The organism is Pseudomonas sp. GM78 (genome assembly GCF_000282475.1).
In the GTDB taxonomy this organism is placed as follows: Bacteria; Pseudomonadota; Gammaproteobacteria; order Pseudomonadales; family Pseudomonadaceae; genus Aquipseudomonas.
This window is the reverse complement of sequence record NZ_AKJF01000019.1, coordinates 16,035-31,933: the sequence shown is the minus strand read 5'-3', so window position 1 is coordinate 31,933 and position 15,899 is coordinate 16,035. Positions and strand designations below refer to the sequence as shown.

The 15,899-nt window shown below is 58.5% G+C and carries 16 protein-coding genes and 2 pseudogenes; 8 read left to right on the top strand and 10 right to left on the bottom strand.

The genetic code is table 11. The features are described from left to right. Positions 1–79 precede the first annotated feature (79 nt). The 6 genes and pseudogenes from PMI35_RS29380 (at position 80) to PMI35_RS0132185 (ending at position 4,702) form a co-directional block, all read left to right on the top strand. The gene (locus PMI35_RS29380; protein WP_008055102.1) at positions 80–1,243 is read left to right on the top strand and encodes an EAL domain-containing protein; all 1,164 of its coding nucleotides are present in this window, start codon (positions 80–82) and stop codon (positions 1,241–1,243) included. Between the two features lie 68 nt (positions 1,244–1,311). Next, positions 1,312–2,640 carry a deoxyguanosinetriphosphate triphosphohydrolase gene (locus tag PMI35_RS29385; RefSeq protein ID WP_008055101.1) on the top strand — a complete coding sequence of 443 codons (1,329 nt, stop codon included), beginning with the start codon at positions 1,312–1,314 and terminating at the stop codon, positions 2,638–2,640. A gap of 181 nt (positions 2,641–2,821) precedes the next feature. Next, complete coding sequence (locus PMI35_RS29390) at positions 2,822–3,211, top strand: response regulator (RefSeq protein WP_008055100.1); 390 nt, start codon at positions 2,822–2,824, stop codon at positions 3,209–3,211. Between the two features lie 238 nt (positions 3,212–3,449). Beyond that, positions 3,450–3,764: pseudogene (locus PMI35_RS29395) on the top strand (response regulator); the annotation flags it as partial. A gap of 404 nt (positions 3,765–4,168) precedes the next feature. Beyond that, positions 4,169–4,387 carry a hypothetical protein gene (locus PMI35_RS29400; protein WP_008055098.1) on the top strand — a complete coding sequence of 73 codons (219 nt, stop codon included), beginning with the start codon at positions 4,169–4,171 and terminating at the stop codon, positions 4,385–4,387. A gap of 30 nt (positions 4,388–4,417) precedes the next feature. Next, a complete protein-coding gene (locus PMI35_RS0132185; protein WP_157295531.1) occupies positions 4,418–4,702 on the top strand; it encodes a hypothetical protein in 285 nt (94 codons plus the stop codon). A 155-nt stretch (positions 4,703–4,857) separates the two neighbouring features. Here PMI35_RS0132185 and PMI35_RS34875 read toward each other — a convergent pair whose 3' ends face one another. Next, positions 4,858–5,013: a hypothetical protein gene (locus PMI35_RS34875; protein WP_008055096.1), complete on the bottom strand. Its 156-nt coding sequence runs from the start codon at positions 5,011–5,013 to the stop codon at positions 4,858–4,860. A 233-nt stretch (positions 5,014–5,246) separates the two neighbouring features. Between PMI35_RS34875 and PMI35_RS29405 the strand changes: the two genes are divergently transcribed. After that, the gene (locus PMI35_RS29405) at positions 5,247–6,227 is read left to right on the top strand and encodes an IS5 family transposase (protein WP_008055094.1); all 981 of its coding nucleotides are present in this window, start codon (positions 5,247–5,249) and stop codon (positions 6,225–6,227) included. A 229-nt stretch (positions 6,228–6,456) separates the two neighbouring features. Beyond that, a pseudogene (locus PMI35_RS0132180) lies at positions 6,457–6,777 on the top strand (DUF4113 domain-containing protein); the annotation flags it as partial. 303 nt (positions 6,778–7,080) lie between these two features. On the opposite strand, the gene PMI35_RS29410 reads toward PMI35_RS0132180, so the two are convergent. From PMI35_RS29410 to PMI35_RS29450, 9 genes are read right to left on the bottom strand one after another with little or no spacing between them, the layout of a single operon-like run. After that, positions 7,081–8,343, bottom strand: coding sequence for an EAL domain-containing response regulator (locus tag PMI35_RS29410; RefSeq protein ID WP_008055092.1), 1,263 nt, complete (start codon positions 8,341–8,343; stop codon positions 7,081–7,083). Between the two features lie 17 nt (positions 8,344–8,360). Further along, on the bottom strand, positions 8,361–9,428 hold the full coding sequence (locus tag PMI35_RS29415; protein ID WP_008055091.1) for a protein-glutamate methylesterase/protein-glutamine glutaminase: 1,068 nt from the start codon (positions 9,426–9,428) through the stop codon (positions 8,361–8,363). Continuing rightward, the gene (locus PMI35_RS29420) at positions 9,425–9,922 is read right to left on the bottom strand and encodes a chemotaxis protein CheD (RefSeq protein ID WP_008055090.1); all 498 of its coding nucleotides are present in this window, start codon (positions 9,920–9,922) and stop codon (positions 9,425–9,427) included. Before PMI35_RS29420 ends, PMI35_RS29415 begins: the two co-directional genes overlap by 4 nt. Beyond that, a complete protein-coding gene (locus PMI35_RS29425; protein WP_008055089.1) occupies positions 9,919–10,755 on the bottom strand; it encodes a CheR family methyltransferase in 837 nt (278 codons plus the stop codon). The genes PMI35_RS29420 and PMI35_RS29425 overlap by 4 nt, the downstream gene beginning before the upstream one ends. A 10-nt stretch (positions 10,756–10,765) precedes the next feature. After that, positions 10,766–11,293, bottom strand: a complete 528-nt coding sequence (locus PMI35_RS29430) for a chemotaxis protein CheW (protein WP_008055088.1) — start codon at positions 11,291–11,293, stop codon at positions 10,766–10,768. Between the two features lie 12 nt (positions 11,294–11,305). Then, positions 11,306–12,946, bottom strand: coding sequence for a methyl-accepting chemotaxis protein (locus PMI35_RS29435; protein WP_008055087.1), 1,641 nt, complete (start codon positions 12,944–12,946; stop codon positions 11,306–11,308). Positions 12,947–12,968: 22 nt separating this feature from the next. Then, positions 12,969–15,167 carry a chemotaxis protein CheA gene (locus tag PMI35_RS29440; RefSeq protein ID WP_008055085.1) on the bottom strand — a complete coding sequence of 733 codons (2,199 nt, stop codon included), beginning with the start codon at positions 15,165–15,167 and terminating at the stop codon, positions 12,969–12,971. Then, on the bottom strand, positions 15,164–15,502 hold the full coding sequence (locus PMI35_RS29445) for an STAS domain-containing protein (RefSeq protein ID WP_008055083.1): 339 nt from the start codon (positions 15,500–15,502) through the stop codon (positions 15,164–15,166). Before PMI35_RS29445 ends, PMI35_RS29440 begins: the two co-directional genes overlap by 4 nt. A gap of 13 nt (positions 15,503–15,515) precedes the next feature. Further along, entirely contained in the window at positions 15,516–15,884 is a 369-nt protein-coding gene (locus tag PMI35_RS29450; protein WP_008055082.1) for a response regulator, read from the bottom strand. Positions 15,885–15,899 lie beyond the last annotated feature (15 nt).

The following is a 15,899-nucleotide window of genomic DNA, read 5'->3' as shown; positions in this document are numbered from 1 at the left end:
TCCATCGAGGGGTTCTATCCTGCGCGCCTACCCGGTGACCAGGCTTTATCCAAAAACAAGATCCATCTAAGGAGGCCTTGTGATCCACGGGCAACCGCTCGCCTGCTTTCAGCCGTTCATCGATACCGCCACCGGCCGTATCGCCGGCGTGGAAGCCCTGGGTCGACTGCGCCAGGCCGACGGCCAACTGGCTTCAGTGGGGCCGCTGTTCGACGATCCCCGAACCAACGCCGTTGCCCTGCGTCGCCTGGACCGCCAGCTACGCGACAACGCGCTGAGTCGCTTGCATGAAGCGCCCGGCGACTGGTTTCTCAGCCTGAACATTTCCCCACGCTGGATCAGCCGCCTGCGCCCGGACCAACCGTTGCCGAGCCTCGCACAACTGCAAAAACACGGTGTCGACCCGCAGCGCATCGTTTTCGAAATCACTGAACTGGGTGGCGACATCCAGCGCCTGGCACAAGTGGTGGCACGCTATCGGCAAGCCGGCGCACGGATCGCCATCGATGATTTCGGCGCCGGATACTCTCAGCTCGATCGGGTACTGGCGCTGCAACCGGACATTCTCAAGCTCGATATGCGCCTGTTCCAGGCGGCGGCGCTGGGCGGGCCAAGCAGCGATGTGGTCAAGGCGCTGGCACAAATGGCGGAAAAAACCGGATGCTGGATCATCGCCGAAGGCGTGGAGACCGAAGCGCAACTGAATTTTGCCCTGGAGTGCGGCTCACGTTATGTCCAGGGCTTTCTGTTTGCCGCAGCACAAGCGGATTTCTTTGCCGCTGACGCCTTCGTCGAGCGCTTTGCGTACCTGCGCCAGCGTTATGTGCAGCAAAAGCTGGCCGAGCGCGGTCGCCTGAAGATCATGCGCCAGCAACTGAGCGAACTGATGGCGATCCTGCAGGCCTGGGCACAGGCTTGCGCGCCCCTGGATGCCTTGCCACAACTGGATGCCTTTCCCTGGCTGCTGCGTTTCTACCAGTGCGACCGGCACGGTACGCAGCTGACGCCCAACCTGGAATGGCGCAACAACGGCTGGGTCGCCGACAACCGCTACCTGGGCCATAACTGGTCGTGGCGTCCGTATTTCTATCACCTGCTGGCCCAGGGCTGGGAAGACCGTCAGCTGACCCTTTCCAATACCTACCGCGACGCCACCAGCAATCAGTACTGCCTCACCGCCGGGCAATTTTTCGACAACGGCAAACGCCTGTTGCTCATCGATATCGACGCAATCGGGCTGTAGCGACACTTGCAGGCACCGATGCGAACCGGGAAGCTAGACAATCAGTCACCTGACGGAGAGAACCAGCCTTGGATTGGCCTACCCTGCTTACCCGCGAACGCCTCGGAAAGCCCCTGTACAGCCCGGAAGAAGTGGGCCGCAGCCCTTTTCACAAAGACCATGACCGGATCATTTTCTCGGGAGCGTTCCGCCGTCTCGGGCGCAAGACTCAAGTTCATCCGGTGCACAGCAACGACCATATCCACACGCGCCTGACCCACTCGCTGGAAGTCAGTTGCGTCGGCCGTTCACTGGGTATGCGCGTCGGCGAAACCCTGCGCAGCGCCCTGCCCGAGTGGTGTGAACCCAGCGATCTGGGGATGGTGGTGCAATCGGCCTGCCTGGCCCATGACATCGGTAATCCACCCTTTGGCCATTCCGGCGAAGACGCGATTCGGCACTGGTTCCAGCAAGCCGCCGGACGGGGCTGGCTGGACGCGATGAACGAAGAGCAGCGCAATGATTTTCTCAATTTCGAAGGCAACGCCCAAGGCTTCCGGGTACTGACCCAGCTTGAATATCACCAGTTCGACGGCGGCACCCGGCTGACCTATGCCACCCTGGGCACTTACCTGAAATACCCATGGACAGCCAGGCACGCCGACTCCCTGGGGTACAAGAAACACAAGTTCGGTTGCTACCAGAGCGAACTGCCGCTGCTGGAGCAGATCGCGCAAAAACTTGGCCTGCCGCAGCTTGAGGAGCAGCGCTGGGCACGCCATCCGCTGGTGTACCTGATGGAAGCCGCCGATGACATCTGCTATGCGTTGATCGACCTGGAAGACGGCCTGGAAATGGAGTTGCTGGAGTACGCCGAAGTCGAATCCCTGCTACTGGACCTGGTGGGCGACGATTTACCGCAAACCTATCGCCTGCTCGGCCCCGAGGATTCGCGTCGGCGCAAACTGGCGATCCTGCGGGGCAAGGCCATCGAACACCTGACCAACGCAGCGGCCCGCGCCTTTGTCGAGCAACAGGACGCGCTGCTGGCCGGCTCCCTGACCGGCGACCTGGTGGAGCATATGCACGGCCCGGCCAAACGTTGCGTCCTCAACGCAAAGGACATGGCTCGACAGAAGATCTTCCAGGACAAACGCAAGACCCTGCACGAGATCGGTGCCTACACCACCCTGGAGATCCTGCTCAATGCATTCTGCGGCGCCGCACTGGAACAACACAACGGTCGAACGCCGTCCTTCAAGAGCCGGCGCGTTCTCGACCTGCTGGGCAACAATGCGCCCGACCCGAACGGCCCCCTGCACAACTCGTTCCTGCGCATGATCGACTTCATCGCCGGCATGACCGACAGCTACGCCAGCCACATGGCCCTCGAGATGACGGGGCGTTCCAGCCACTGACGACAAACGGCCGATCAGCCATCACCCTCCTCCGGTAATGGCCGATCCGTCCTGAAAACCCAAAAAACATTCAACAAACACCGAATCCCCCTACAGCTTCTGTCGAGTGCACTGATCGAATGCGCGGCTTGGACGCGAAACAATCACGCCTATCGGTTCCGATAGAAGAAGCGTGAATAATATGATCAACGACAAACTGCGCATCATGCTGGTGGAAGACCATCCGTTTCAGCTCAGGGCGACTCAATGCCTGCTTGAGAGTTACGGCTTCACTCACTTGACCACCAGCGACTGTGCCAGAGGCGCGTTGCAACACATGCTCAGGGCAGAGCAGCCGTTCGATATCCTATTATGCGATCAATGCCTGCCCGAAGTATCCGGTATTGACCTGATTAAAATTGCCAGTCATCAGGGGATGATCAAGCAGGCAATACTTTTAAGCAGTCTGACATCCACTGAATTGGGTGAACTTGAAAACCTGGCCATCCTCAATGGGCTGCCATTACTTGGTTACTTGATAAAACCATTGAAACAGTGCGAACTGAGGCAGTTATTGAAATTGATTCCCTGACCCTGCAACCAGGCGCTGATAAAAACTGTGCAACTCACAAAACAGCGCCCTGCACCGCGCAATTAAACAGCAACACTATTTGTGAAAACCCGGCAAAAAACCGTTTGACTCGTAAGCCAATTCCTTTTTGCATGTAGGAACATTCCTATATTGCAACGACGGCCTCGTCAGTTCATACGTCGCCTCAACTATCTGAGCTAAGGTGCGCGCTTTATCTGAGCTCGCATGGGATTTGATTATGAACTCCGTTTTTATCGTCGACGATCACCCAGTCATCCGGCTTGCCGTTCGTATGTTGCTTGAACACGAGGGCTTCAAGGTCATCGGTGAAACCGATAATGGTGTCGATGCCATGCAGATGGTGCGCGAATGCATGCCCGACCTGCTCATTCTCGATATCAGCATTCCCAAACTGGATGGCCTGGAAGTGCTGACACGATTCAACGCCATGCATACGCCCCCGAGAACCTTGGTATTGACTGCACAATGCCCGACGCTGTTCGGTATACGCTGCATGCAATCGGGCGCCTCGGGTTATGTTTGCAAACAGGAAGCGGTCATTTTCAAGATAAATTAAAATTTTTCAGGAATATTGAAATGTACACATCCAGCATCGAGCCTACCCACAGTCCTCTTGGCGGAACTCCGTTTGCCAGTTTGCGCGTTGGATGGCTCGTTGGCTGAGCCCCGCACCAACACTACCCTATCCGCACTACCTGCAGCCCCGTACAAACCAAGCATAGCTTTCGCGTCCACCAGCTGCTTTTAGCCTTTCACTCCTGGTCATGGAGGCTTGGGGGTGAAGGTCAAATCCGTTGCAAATGGCCGGTTAGGTCGATTGCAAATGAATGGTCAAGTCAGTGCAATTACCCAGGTGTCAGCGAGTCTGGAGAAGTGGCTCCAGACAGCGACGAGTTAAGCTAGTATTCCCACACCCGTTCCTCAAGGACGATACCCATGCCAGATAACTCGCAAGCCAACATTGCCACAGCGGACGCTCTCACACTACTCCTGCACAACCAGCATGCCATATGTGCGGCCATTGAAGAGGTAACCAAGTGGCTCTCTGAGAATGGCGTGGGGAGTGTTGCTGCTAATGCAATGGGGGCCATGGAAACGCTGGACACGAATGCACGATCCATCACCGATGCGATTATGCGGCTACGTCATTTATAGGCATCATATAATGCCTGATGCTGCTCTTTCATGAATAAGTCCCGATTTAATGCGGGAAGAATGGAATTTTTGGCCCCTCGTGCTGGGGAGATTTTTGCTAGGGGCTATCCGGAGAGTATTCTTGAGCGAGTAGCGGAAGTGGCTGCAATCTTTTTTGCCGACGTGTACTCCGAGGAACGTGAGGGGGAAGTAAATGAATCGGGGCGGTGGGTTCGGTTCCAACAATTCAAGCTACTTCTATCTTTTTTTCAGGATATGCCTGAGGGTGCGGTCAAGGTGCGTTTTATGGCGTTGCTTGGCTGGCCGGCGAAGTGAGTTTGTTGCCGCCGACGCACCCACACGCTGGAATTTCATTGACCTAGTTTCGAATTCCGAACTCGTTGTTGAGTTTCGCTTTCAGACTGCTGGGTTGGGTCAGAATTGCGTCGGCACCTGGGTCAAAAATGCATTGGCGGTAACACCACTCGGCCTCACTTGGTCGACCGAAGTTTTCCGGTGACAACGAAGTAAGTGAAATCCTCGTCGCCGGTGCGAGCCGTTTCGCGCACCACGGTAACGGAGTCGCGGTTACCTTTCTTGGCACGTGGCTTCGGTTTAGCGGTTTGGGCGGAGCGAGGGTTGTTCATGCTGAATCCCTTGTTTAGAGCTTGTGATACCGATACCGAGGGATGTCTGATTTTATGATCAGAGGCATGGGCTCTGCACCGTCAAATTTATGTTTATACGCAAACGCGCTGGATGAACGGCTGAAGGTCGAATTGAGCACGTTTCTACTCGGTCGCATCTATTCTGTTAGGGAATCTCCGAACAAGTCTTCAACTGTGCTGAAATACGCCTGACAACCTGATCCGAGCTGCCCATGAGCCAGATGAGCTTTTCCGATTTCGAATACGCCGGAAAACGTAAGCAGACACGCCGCGAACGCTTCCTCGCCGAGATGGATCAGGTCGTGCCCTGGACAGGCCTGCTGGGGCTGATCGAGCCGTTCTACCCCAAGGCCGGCGGTGGCCGTAAACCGTATCCGCTGGAAACCATGCTGCGCATCCATCTGTTGCAGAACTGGTTCTCCCTGAGCGATCCGGCCATGGAAGAAGCGCTCTACGAAATCACGCCCATGCGCCAATTCGCACGCCTGACGTTGAGCGCGCCGATCCCGGAAGACACTACGATCATGAACTTCCGGCACTTGCTGGAGAAGCATCAACTCGCACCTGCGATCCTCGCGGTCATCAACGGTTATTTACAAGAAAAAGGCCTGTCGCTGCGTCAAGGCACTATCGTCGATGCCACCATTATTCATGCCCCCAGTTCCACCAAGAACGAGGAAGGCAAGCGCGATCCTGAGATGCATCAGACCAAGAAAGGTAATCAGTATTTCTTCGGGATGAAGGCCCATATTGGCGCCGATGCAGAGTCGGGATTGGTTCATCACGTCCATGGTACCGCCGCCAATGTGGCCGATGTCACACAGGTCGCCGAGCTACTGCATGGCGAAGAAAACGCGGTTTATGCGGACGCTGGATACACCGGTGTCGAGAAGCGTGAAGAGCATGAAAATCGTGAAGTGATCTGTCAAATCGCAGCGCGCCGCAGCACCTATTCCAAGTTGAATAAACGCAGCCTGCTGTACAAAGCCAAGCGCAAGATCGAGTACTGCAAAGCTCAGACACGGGCCAAGGTTGAACATCCGTTTCGGGTGATCAAGCGGCAGTTTGGTTACGTTAAAGTGCGCTTTCGTGGACTGATGAAAATCACAGCTCAGTTGACCACGCTGTTCGCCCTGTCAAACCTGTGGATGGCTCGAAAACAGCTGATGGGTATGGGCGAGTTGCGTGCTTAACACGGAAGACCAGACGAAATAGCCCTCAATACACGAAGCATCGGTCGTTTTTTGGCAAATAGCGGTGCGTCCCGAGGAAATTTCGACTTGCCGCCGTGCGGCAAGTTGATTGGAGCATTCTTAGGTGAGTAAGCTTTTCTCATTTATTTTGTGAATCCCAACCGGCGGATCCACGAAGAAGATGATTTTCTACCAACGTTTGCTGGGGCTCCCGAATCGTCTATTTTGTGACCCTACACTATTGACGAAAGCCGCCGTCGACGCACTTGATCGACTTTTCAGACCAGGATTCAACTACAGCAAGGCCGAAGTGATGCTACTCAACCTCTGCCAACCTGGTGAGTACACCGATGACCTGTTTGCCATCTCACAGCCCGCCGAGGCCACGAAGGTCATGACGGTCCTGGATGAGATCAACCAGCGCTGGGGGAAAGGCACACTGCGTACGGCCAGCGTACCGGTGAATCCTGCCTGGGGCATGCGTCGGGAATTGATGAGCCAGAACTACACGACCAGGCTCGATCAACTTTGGAAGGTTTCATGCCGTTAAAGCGAGGACGCAGAAAAATCCGCCCGCTTTGGGAAAAAGAAAACCGCCCAACTCTGTGCTGTGACCTAACAGGCGAGTAATACGGCCATTGTTCGCCGCCCAGGGTTCCAAACGGTCAGACACCAAACAGGTTGGAGCTGCGAGCCAGGGTAGAAAAAATCTGCCCATGGCGTACGGCCCTCGTGGCTCGATGATGGTTGGGAAATAGGTTTGGTCCAGTTCAAAACTGTCACCTCATTCCAGTCTGCCAATCCCAAGGCACTTTGATGCCCCCCCACCCGCGGTGCCGACAAATCCATCGCGTCAATCGCTACCGAAAATCCGCCGAAAAAAACCAGCAGGCTTCAACAGCTTCTGCAACCGCTGCTGGTTGGCACTCCACCAGAGCAGCAAGGCTTCACCCGGCATGGGCTTGGCAATGAAGTAACCCTGCGCCTCATCGCATCCCAACTCGCGAAGTAGCTCCCAGTCCTTATGGGTTTCCACACCTTCGGCCACCACTTTGAGCTTCAATCGCCGGGCGATGTCCAGTGCGCTTTCCAGCAGAATTCGCAGATGAACGTTTTCACTCGCGCCGTTGACGAAAGCACGGTCGACCTTCAATTCGGAACATGGCACGCGTGACAACTGCAACATGCAGGAGAAGCCGGTTCCGTAATCGTCCACCGACAGACCGAAACCCTTGAGGCGCAAACGTGCCAGCGTTCCCTGGGTGATGGCCAGGTCGGTCATCAGCGCGCTTTCGGTAATTTCCAGCATCAGGTAGTGCGGAGCGATACCGCTGGCCGCTACCCGTTCGATGATCGCGTCCGCCAGTTTCGAATCCGCCAGCGAGCGTGCCGACAGGTTGATCGCGACGCTGACCGGCAGGCCGTCGGCGTGCCATTTCTGACAATGACGCAAGGACAATTCGAGTATCAGCATGGTGATCGCCGACATGTTTTCGCTGCGCTCGACCAGATCGAGAAAATGTCCGGGAAGCAACAGACCATGCTTGGGATGTTGCCAGCGAATCAGGGCTTCCACACCGCTCAACCGGCCATCCTGCAATGAAACCTTGGGCTGGAAATAGGCGCAGAACTGCTGATTGCGCAAGCCGTCGGCGACGTCTTCTGCGGTCAGTTCCGGCCCTTGCTCGGCCAGCGCGAGGAAGGTGTCGCGCTGCTGCACCACCGCGGCATAACGCCCCAGGCTCGTCGCCAGTTGACTGAGGCTAACCGGCTTCTGCAACACGCCCAGAAGCTTGACGCCCAGGCTCTTGCCCATGCTCTCGACGACCGTGAGCAGTACGCTTTCCCGCGCACTGGCGACGATCACCGCCGGGTCCATGCCCAGCCGGACCATCTCGTGCAACACCTGCACACCGTCCATGCCGGGCATCTCCAGGTCGAGAATCACCACTTCGATGTGCGGCACTTCACGCAACATGGCAATGGCCTGATGTCCGTCCTCGGCCTGGTGGATTTCCGTAGCGCCCAGTCGCGAACACAGGTCCACGGCGAATTCACGTTGTACCTGACTGTCGTCCACGACCAGGATACGTTTTGGAGTAATACTCGACTGCATACCCGCCCCTCCCTGTCTCACTGCCAACCCATCAACAACGCCGCAATAGCGTCGAGCGCAACGATCTGCCCGGCCCCTCCCAGCTTGATGGCTTCTTTGGGCATGCCGAACACCACACAACTGTCCTCGTCCTGCGCATAAGTACGGGCCTTCGCGTCGAACATTTCTTTCATCCCCCTGGCTCCATCGTCCCCCATGCCGGTCATGATCACCCCGAGCACATTGCTGCCGGCCTGCTGCGCCGCAGAACGAAACAGCACATCGACCGAAGGCCGGTGCCGGCTGACCAGCGGACCGTCCCTGACCTCAACGTAATACTGCGCACCGCTGCGTTTTATCTGCATGTGCCGCCCGCCCGGCGCAATCAGCGCCAGGCCTGGCAACAGCCGGTCGCCGTCGCGCGCTTCACGCACTTCGATGGCACACAGCGAGTTCAAGCGTTCAGCGAAACTGCGGGTAAATCGCTCGGGCATGTGTTGCACGATGGCAATGCCCGGACAGTTGACCCCCAGCTCGCGCAGCACCACTTCCAGCGCTTGGGTGCCGCCGGTGGACGTGCCGAGCACGGCGATTTTTTGCGTCGTGCGCAGGGTGTGCAGACTGCCGGACGCCGGTAGCAACGCATCTGCCGTCAGCTTCACCGGCGGCGATTTGTAGCTGCCTGCCTCGGGCCGGTTGCGACGAGGACGTGCTTGCGCCGCAGTGCGGATGGCCGTCACCAGTTCATTGGCGCTCTGCTGGAGAAAATCGCGCAGGCCCGCGGTGGGTTTGGCGATGACTTCGACAGCGCCGGCAGCCAGCGCCTGAAGCGTCACGTCGGCGCCTTTTTCTGTCAGCGTCGAACAGATCACCACCGGCGTCGGTCGGCTGGCCATGATTTGCCGAAGGAAGGTGATGCCGTCCATGCGCGGCATCTCGACGTCCAACAAAATCACGTCCGGCCAGTTGCCTTGCATCTTCTGCAAAGCCAGCAGCGGGTCCATCGCCGTGCCGATCACCGCAATGTCTTTATGCCCGGACAACAATTCCTGCATGACCTGGCGCATGACAGCGGAGTCATCGACGATCATTACCTTGATGCTCATAAAACCTTCTTGCCCCAACTGCCGGGCAATGCCAAAGGCGCCCCATGGCGCACCCAGACGTCGCCATTGGAAAGATCGAACCTGAGGTAGCGATGCCCCTGCCCGCCCAGGTCACAGCTGACGACGGCGACGCCCTCGGCCCGCAGGCACTCCTCGGCAAAGCGAATATTGCGCACGCCTACGCCATGGTGCCCGTTGGTCCCGACCAGAGCCCGCGCGCCACCGAACAGCTTGGCTTCGCAGTCGCGGATATCCACGCCGTTGGCCCAGGCCTGGCCTTTCAACCACAGCACAGCCTCTTCGCCGTATCGACCATCGAGCTTCTGCACTGCATCACGCAAGCGGTTGGGCAGCATGAAATGACACAACCCGCCTAGCTTTTGCGCGGGATGCCAAAGTGTGATCGTGACGCAGGAGCCCAGCACCGTTTCGACCTGGCAGTCGCCACTGCCGAAAAACCAGCCGCCCGGTTTGATGAACAATTTTTCGCTCATGCACAGACCTTGCGATAAACCGACGGCGTGACCAGTTCCAGCGGCAAACGCAAATCATGCAGCGACTCGGAATGCCCGACCATCAGCCAGCCGCCCGGCTTCAACCGCTCCACCACATTGCGCAGCACCAGCAGCTTGGTCGGCTGATCGAAATAGATCAGCACGTTGCGCAGCAGAATTACGTCGAACATGCCCAGTGAACTGTCCTGCTGCGTCAGGTTGCCCGGAATGAACTCCACGCGCTCGCGCAACGGCGCCTCGACCATGAAATACCCGGCGTAACGCCCGGTGCCCCGCAGGCAGTAACGCTTGAGGTAAGGCGCGGGAATGCGCTCGCCGCGACTCATCGGGTACAGCCCGCGCTGGGCATTGACCAGGACCTGGCGGCTGATATCGGACGCGATGACCGTCCAGGGTTTGGGCGAGCGAAAGCTGTCGAGAATCATCGCCAGGGTGTAGGCCTCTTCTCCGGTCGAGCTGGCGGCGCTCCACACCCGCAACTCCGGGCTGGCATGCAGGCCGGGAATCACTTTGTGCTGCAGCAGTTCGAAGTGCTTGGGCTCGCGGAAGAAGTAGGTCTCATGAGTGGTAATCAGGTCGATCGCCGTTTCCCGCTCCTGCGCGCCAGCCTTCGACACCAGCAAATTGTAATAGGCGCGGTAATTGTCCAGTCCCAAAGCCGTCAGTCGCTTCGACAGCCGTCCACACAGCAACGGCTTTTTCACGGTGGTCAACTGGAGCCCGATCTGCTCATGGAAAAACTGCTGGAACAGGCCGAACTCCTGATCGCTGATGGTCGAAACCAATGCTGAACACGCACTATCGACTGGCATGCATTGCGTCCTATTTGTCGTGCGAAGTCATGCCCACCAATTCGCGGATTTCGTCTACCGACAGAACCTGGCGAATGTCGAGCACGATGACGAACCGATCGTTCTGGCTGAGGATGCCGGCGATGAAGTCGGCGCGAATGCGTGCGCCGAACGCCGGCCGCGCATCCACCTGGTTGGCTTCGACAGCCAGCACTTCATTCACCGCGTCGACGATGATGCCCAGCATCTGGGCCTCGTCGTCCTGTACCACCTCGACGATCACGATGCAGGTGCGCCGGCCGATCGTCGTTCGCTCGTGACCGAAACGAACCGACAGATCGACAACCGGCAGCACCGCCCCACGCAGGTTGATCACCCCGCGCAGGAACGCCGGCATCATCGGGATTTTCGTCAGGCCGCCGAATTCGATGATCTCGCGGATGTGCTCGATCGGCAGCGCGTACAGCTCATCACCCAGGGTCAGCGTGAGGAACTGTTGAATCAGCGGAGCTTCTTGCAGAGCCGGTGCACGGCTCTGACTCAGTGTTGACGAAGACATGGCGACAACCTCTTAGAATCGAGTGAACGCTGCTTCATCGACTATCTCTTCCTGCGAAGGACGTCGCATCGGAATCACCTCGGCCCGTTGTGGCCGGCGTGCCGGAGCCAGTGCCTGGCTGGACTTTTTCAGGTTTTCATCGCCGATGCGGAAGAACTGAATCATCTCTTGCAGCTGCACCGCCTGGGTGCTCATTTCTTCCGACGTCGAGGACAACTCTTCAGAGGCCGACGCGTTGACCTGAGTGGTCTGCGCTAATTGACTGACCGCCAGATTGATTTGCTCAAGCCCGGTATTCTGCTCGCGCGAAGCCGCGGTGATTTCCTGCACCAGGTCGGCCGTCTTGCGGATCGACGGCACCATCTGATCAAGCAACTGCCCGGCGCGCTCGGCCAGGGTCACGCTGTCGGTGGCCACGCCGCCGATCTCCTGGGCCGCCACTTGACTGCGCTCGGCGAGCTTGCGCACTTCGGCCGCGACCACCGCGAAGCCCTTGCCATGATCGCCGGCGCGCGCCGCTTCGATGGCCGCGTTGAGCGCCAGCAGGTTGGTCTGGTAGGCAATGTCATCGATGATGCTGATCTTCTGCGCAATCTGGCGCATCGCATGGACCATCTGGCCCACCGCTTCGCCGCCCTCGACCGCATCCTTGGCCGACTGGCTGGCCATGCTGTCGGTGACTTTGGCGTTCTCGGTGTTCTGCGCCACGGTGGCGGATATCTGCTCTACCGATGCACTGGTTTCCTCGACGTTGGCCGCTTGCTCGGAAGCGTTCTGGCTCAAGGCTTCGGAAGACGCCGCGACTTGTTCCGAGGCAGAGGCCAGCGAATCGGCGGTCATGCGTACGTCGCTCATGATCGCCCGCAGACGGCCCACCATCAGTTGCAAGCTGTAGAGCATGCTGGTGTTGTCGCCCTGGCGCAGTTGCACGTCGACCGTCAGATCACCGCCCGATACACGCTGCAGGACATCCATTGCCGCCGCCGGCTCGCCACCCACCTGACGCACGATCATGCGAGTAATCAGCAACCCCAATGCCAGGGCCAGGACAAAGCCGCCGATCATCAGGCTGATCATGAAGTTATTGATGCCGACAACGATCTGGTCAGCTTCGAGGTTGACCGTCTCGGCGGTCTTGCTGTTGACCTCAACCAGATCGGAGACGGTTTTCAGCACGGCTTCGAACGTTGGTTTGGTTTCATTGCGCAGACGTTCGAGCGCCTCTGCGGACTGGCTCGCCAGCAACAGATCCGTCACGGTTTTGGCCGAAGCCAGGTAGGCCGGCATTTGTTGATCATATTGTTCCAGCAGGCGTTTTTCCGCGTCGACCAGATAGGTCTGGCGGTAGGCCGCAACCAGTTCCTCGATCTTGCGCACCGAGTTGGCGTTTTCGGTTTGCTGGTAAGTGGTGATCGCCGGGTCGTTCATGGCCACGGAAACATAGGCCCGGCGGTTGTGTTGAACCAACTCGATCTGCAGCTTGTTCAAGTCACGGATCGGCACCAGTCGATCACTGTACATCGAGGTCATCAGATCGTTGACTTTGCCGATATTGATGACCGCGGCCAGGCCGATTACCAGCGCGACCAGGGCGACCACCAGGAACGTGGAGATCAGCTTTGCACCCAACTTCAGATTCGCGAACCACTGCATATTTTCTCTCCGACGACTTAAGTTAATTCATCACACTGCGATTGACGTCAGGTGCAACATCCATGGGGCGACCGGGCGTTTCGACTGACAAGGCATTGGCACGCTGGAGCAGGTTGGCGACATCGAGGATCAGCGCAACGCGCCCGTCACCGAGGATGGTCGAACCACTCAAACCGCGACTTTTCTGGAACAACATGCCCAGCGGCTTGATCACCGCCTGGAATTCTCCAACGAGTTGATCCACCACCAGGCCGGCACGGTGTGCGCCGTGCTGCAGCACCACCAGGCTTTCGCGCCCGGTGGCACCGCCGGTGATGCCGAACAGATCGCGCAGACGCAGGAATGGCAAGGGTTCGCCACGCAGGCTGATCAGGTGATGACGCCCTTCCTGCGGTGGCAGGTCGACGCACTCGATCACCTGTTCCAGCGGCAGTACGAAGTGTTCTTCGCCGACCCGCACCTGGAACCCGTCGATGATCGCCAGGGTCAACGGCAGACGAATGCGCACGGTGGTGCCGCGACCAAACTCACTGAGCACTTCCACTTCCCCGCGCAGCAGTTCGATGTTGCGGCGCACCACATCCATGCCCACACCGCGACCGGACAGATTGGTCACGTGTTCGGCGGTGGAAAAACCCGGTTCGAATATCAGCCGATAGACTTCGGCATCGCTCAGCGGTTGATCCGACGGGACCAGGCCACGCTGAATCGCCTTGGCCAGAATGCGCTGGCGATCCAGCCCACGGCCGTCGTCACTGACTTCAATGACGATGCTGCCGGACTCGTGGTAGGCGTTGAGGCGCAACGAACCGCTGGCGACCTTGCCATTGCCCAGGCGCTCTTGCGCCGTCTCGATCCCGTGGTCCATGGCGTTGCGCACGATGTGCATCAATGGGTCGGCGAGTCTTTCCACCATGGATTTGTCGAGTTCGGTGTCGGCACCAGTCACCAGCAGCTGAATGTCCTTGCCAAGCTCTTTGGAGATGTCCCGCACCACCCGGGGAAAGCGCTGGAACACTTCGCCGATGGCGACCATGCGCAGGCTCAGCGATGCGTCACGGATGCTTTCGACCAGCACCGACATGGATTGCGCCGCCTCTTCCAGCATGTCCATGTCCCGGCGCAGGGCGTGCAGATTGGTCGCCGCGCCCGCGATCACCAGCTCACCGACCAGGTTGATCAACTGGTCGAGCTTGCCCACCTCGACCTTGATGAACACCTGTTCGTGAACACGCTTGTCTTCGTTGTGTTTCTGCTTGTTCAGCGCGGCGGTCATCACCGGTGGCGGAACCAGTTGTTCTTCCAGCAGCAGCGAACCCAGTAGCGGCGCAGGAGGTGCTTCAAGACGCTGACGATCCAGCACGCGGTCAAGTTCGGTCGGCGTGAGTGCGCCACTCTGCAAGAGGATTTCGCCCAGGCGCTGCGGCGATTCCGGCAGTACCTTGATCAGGTCCAGGTACTCTTCGACCCGACTGTGGGGGGCCAGAATGCTGAGCTGGCAATCGTCGCGGACAAACTCGAAGACGTCCTCGATCTGTTGCTTGCTGGCTGAGGATTCGAGCTCCAGCTCAAAGCCCAGGTAACAGCTTTCGGGATCGAAGCTGTCGCCGATGGGCAGTTGCTCGGTGACGGTATGCAGATGGACGATGCGCCCGAGTTTGCTCAAATAGCGCAGGAAGGACAGCGGGTCCATGCCATTGCGCAGCACGTCCGCCGACAGGCGCAGGGACAAGTGCCAGAAGTGGCTGTTCAGCGGTTCACCGGATGTCTCATCAAGCGCGGATTCACTCGAACCGGACACCTCGCCTTCCGGCCCGGGGTCGCTGTGGGTGCGGTCCAGATACTCTTGCAACTGCACCAGCAAATGCGCACGCAGCACTGCGTTCGGCTCGTGCATTTCGCTGCCCTCCTCGACTGCCGTGAGGAGGCTGCCGATGTAATCGCCGCAGGTCAGCAGCAGCGAAAGCATGGCCCCTTCGACGAACAGTTCACCGGTGCGCACCTGATCCAGCAAACTTTCCGCGACATGGGTAAAACTGACCAGCGACTCCAGGCCAAACAGGCCGGCGGAGCCCTTGATGGTGTGGGCGGCACGGAAAATCGCGTTGATCCGTTCTTCGGTGAAGCCCTGGTCTTCGATCGCCAGCAGCGCCTCTTCCATGGCCGCCAGCAACTCGCGCCCCTCTTGCACCAACGCACCACGAGCGCTGTCCAGATTCATTGGCTGACCTCCGCTTGATCGTGCGTGCCTGACGTTGAATCACCGAGCTCGGCGACCAGATTGAGCAGCTCCAGCACTTCCCACACGACGGCGGAATGGCGGACGAAGTTGACGACTTTTTCCTGCCGCACTGCTTCACGTTCGAGTACCAGCAAAAGCTGTACGCCAGCGGTGTCGAAGTCCTCGATACCGGCGAGGTCGATCAGCAACTGCGAGTGTGGCTCCAGGGCTTGCAAGAGTTCCTGGCGCAACGTTGCAGCGCTGTAGATATTCAGCTCACCGACCAGGCTGAGACCGTGTTTTCCAGCGCGTTCAAAGTGGCTGATCGTCGCCATGGCAGTCGTACCTCTAAGGCAGGATGAGTTTGGACACGGCGTCCAGCAGGACGGGTGGCTGGAACGGCTTGACCACCCAGGCACGCACGCCGGCGGCTTTGCCTTCGCTCTTTTTCGCCTCGCCCGATTCGGTGGTCAGCATGATCACCGGGGTGAATTTGTAGGCCGGCAGTTGCTTGGCCGCCTTGACGAAGGTGATGCCATCCATGACCGGCATGTTCACGTCGGAGACGATCAGATTGATCTTACGACCGTCCAGCTTGCCGAGGGCATCGCGGCCGTCGAACGCCTCCACGACGCTGTAGCCGGCGTTTCTGAGGGCGATGCCGACGACCTGGCGGAAACTACTGGAGTCGTCGACGATCAATACTGTCTTTGTCATAAGCTTGTCTCTGGT

Excerpts from the sequence above, each read along its gene's own strand:
- PMI35_RS29415 (WP_008055091.1), bottom strand. The coding sequence starts at position 9,428 with ATGAGCATCAAGGTAATGATCGTCGATGACTCCGCTGTCATGCGCCAG.
- PMI35_RS29425 (WP_008055089.1), bottom strand. The coding sequence starts at position 10,755 with ATGCCAGTCGATAGTGCGTGTTCAGCATTGGTTTCGACCATCAGCGAT.
- PMI35_RS29405 (WP_008055094.1), top strand. The coding sequence starts at position 5,247 with ATGAGCCAGATGAGCTTTTCCGATTTCGAATACGCCGGAAAACGTAAG.
- PMI35_RS29430 (WP_008055088.1), bottom strand. The coding sequence starts at position 11,293 with ATGTCTTCGTCAACACTGAGTCAGAGCCGTGCACCGGCTCTGCAAGAA.
- PMI35_RS29435 (WP_008055087.1), bottom strand. The coding sequence starts at position 12,946 with ATGCAGTGGTTCGCGAATCTGAAGTTGGGTGCAAAGCTGATCTCCACG.
- PMI35_RS29445 (WP_008055083.1), bottom strand. The coding sequence starts at position 15,502 with ATGGCGACGATCAGCCACTTTGAACGCGCTGGAAAACACGGTCTCAGC.
- PMI35_RS29390 (WP_008055100.1), top strand. The coding sequence starts at position 2,822 with ATGATCAACGACAAACTGCGCATCATGCTGGTGGAAGACCATCCGTTT.
- PMI35_RS29400 (WP_008055098.1), top strand. The coding sequence starts at position 4,169 with ATGCCAGATAACTCGCAAGCCAACATTGCCACAGCGGACGCTCTCACA.
- PMI35_RS29440 (WP_008055085.1), bottom strand. The coding sequence starts at position 15,167 with ATGAATCTGGACAGCGCTCGTGGTGCGTTGGTGCAAGAGGGGCGCGAG.
- PMI35_RS29410 (WP_008055092.1), bottom strand. The coding sequence starts at position 8,343 with ATGCAGTCGAGTATTACTCCAAAACGTATCCTGGTCGTGGACGACAGT.
- PMI35_RS34875 (WP_008055096.1), bottom strand. The coding sequence starts at position 5,013 with ATGAACAACCCTCGCTCCGCCCAAACCGCTAAACCGAAGCCACGTGCC.
- PMI35_RS29420 (WP_008055090.1), bottom strand. The coding sequence starts at position 9,922 with ATGAGCGAAAAATTGTTCATCAAACCGGGCGGCTGGTTTTTCGGCAGT.
- PMI35_RS0132185 (WP_157295531.1), top strand. The coding sequence starts at position 4,418 with ATGAATAAGTCCCGATTTAATGCGGGAAGAATGGAATTTTTGGCCCCT.
- PMI35_RS29450 (WP_008055082.1), bottom strand. The coding sequence starts at position 15,884 with ATGACAAAGACAGTATTGATCGTCGACGACTCCAGTAGTTTCCGCCAG.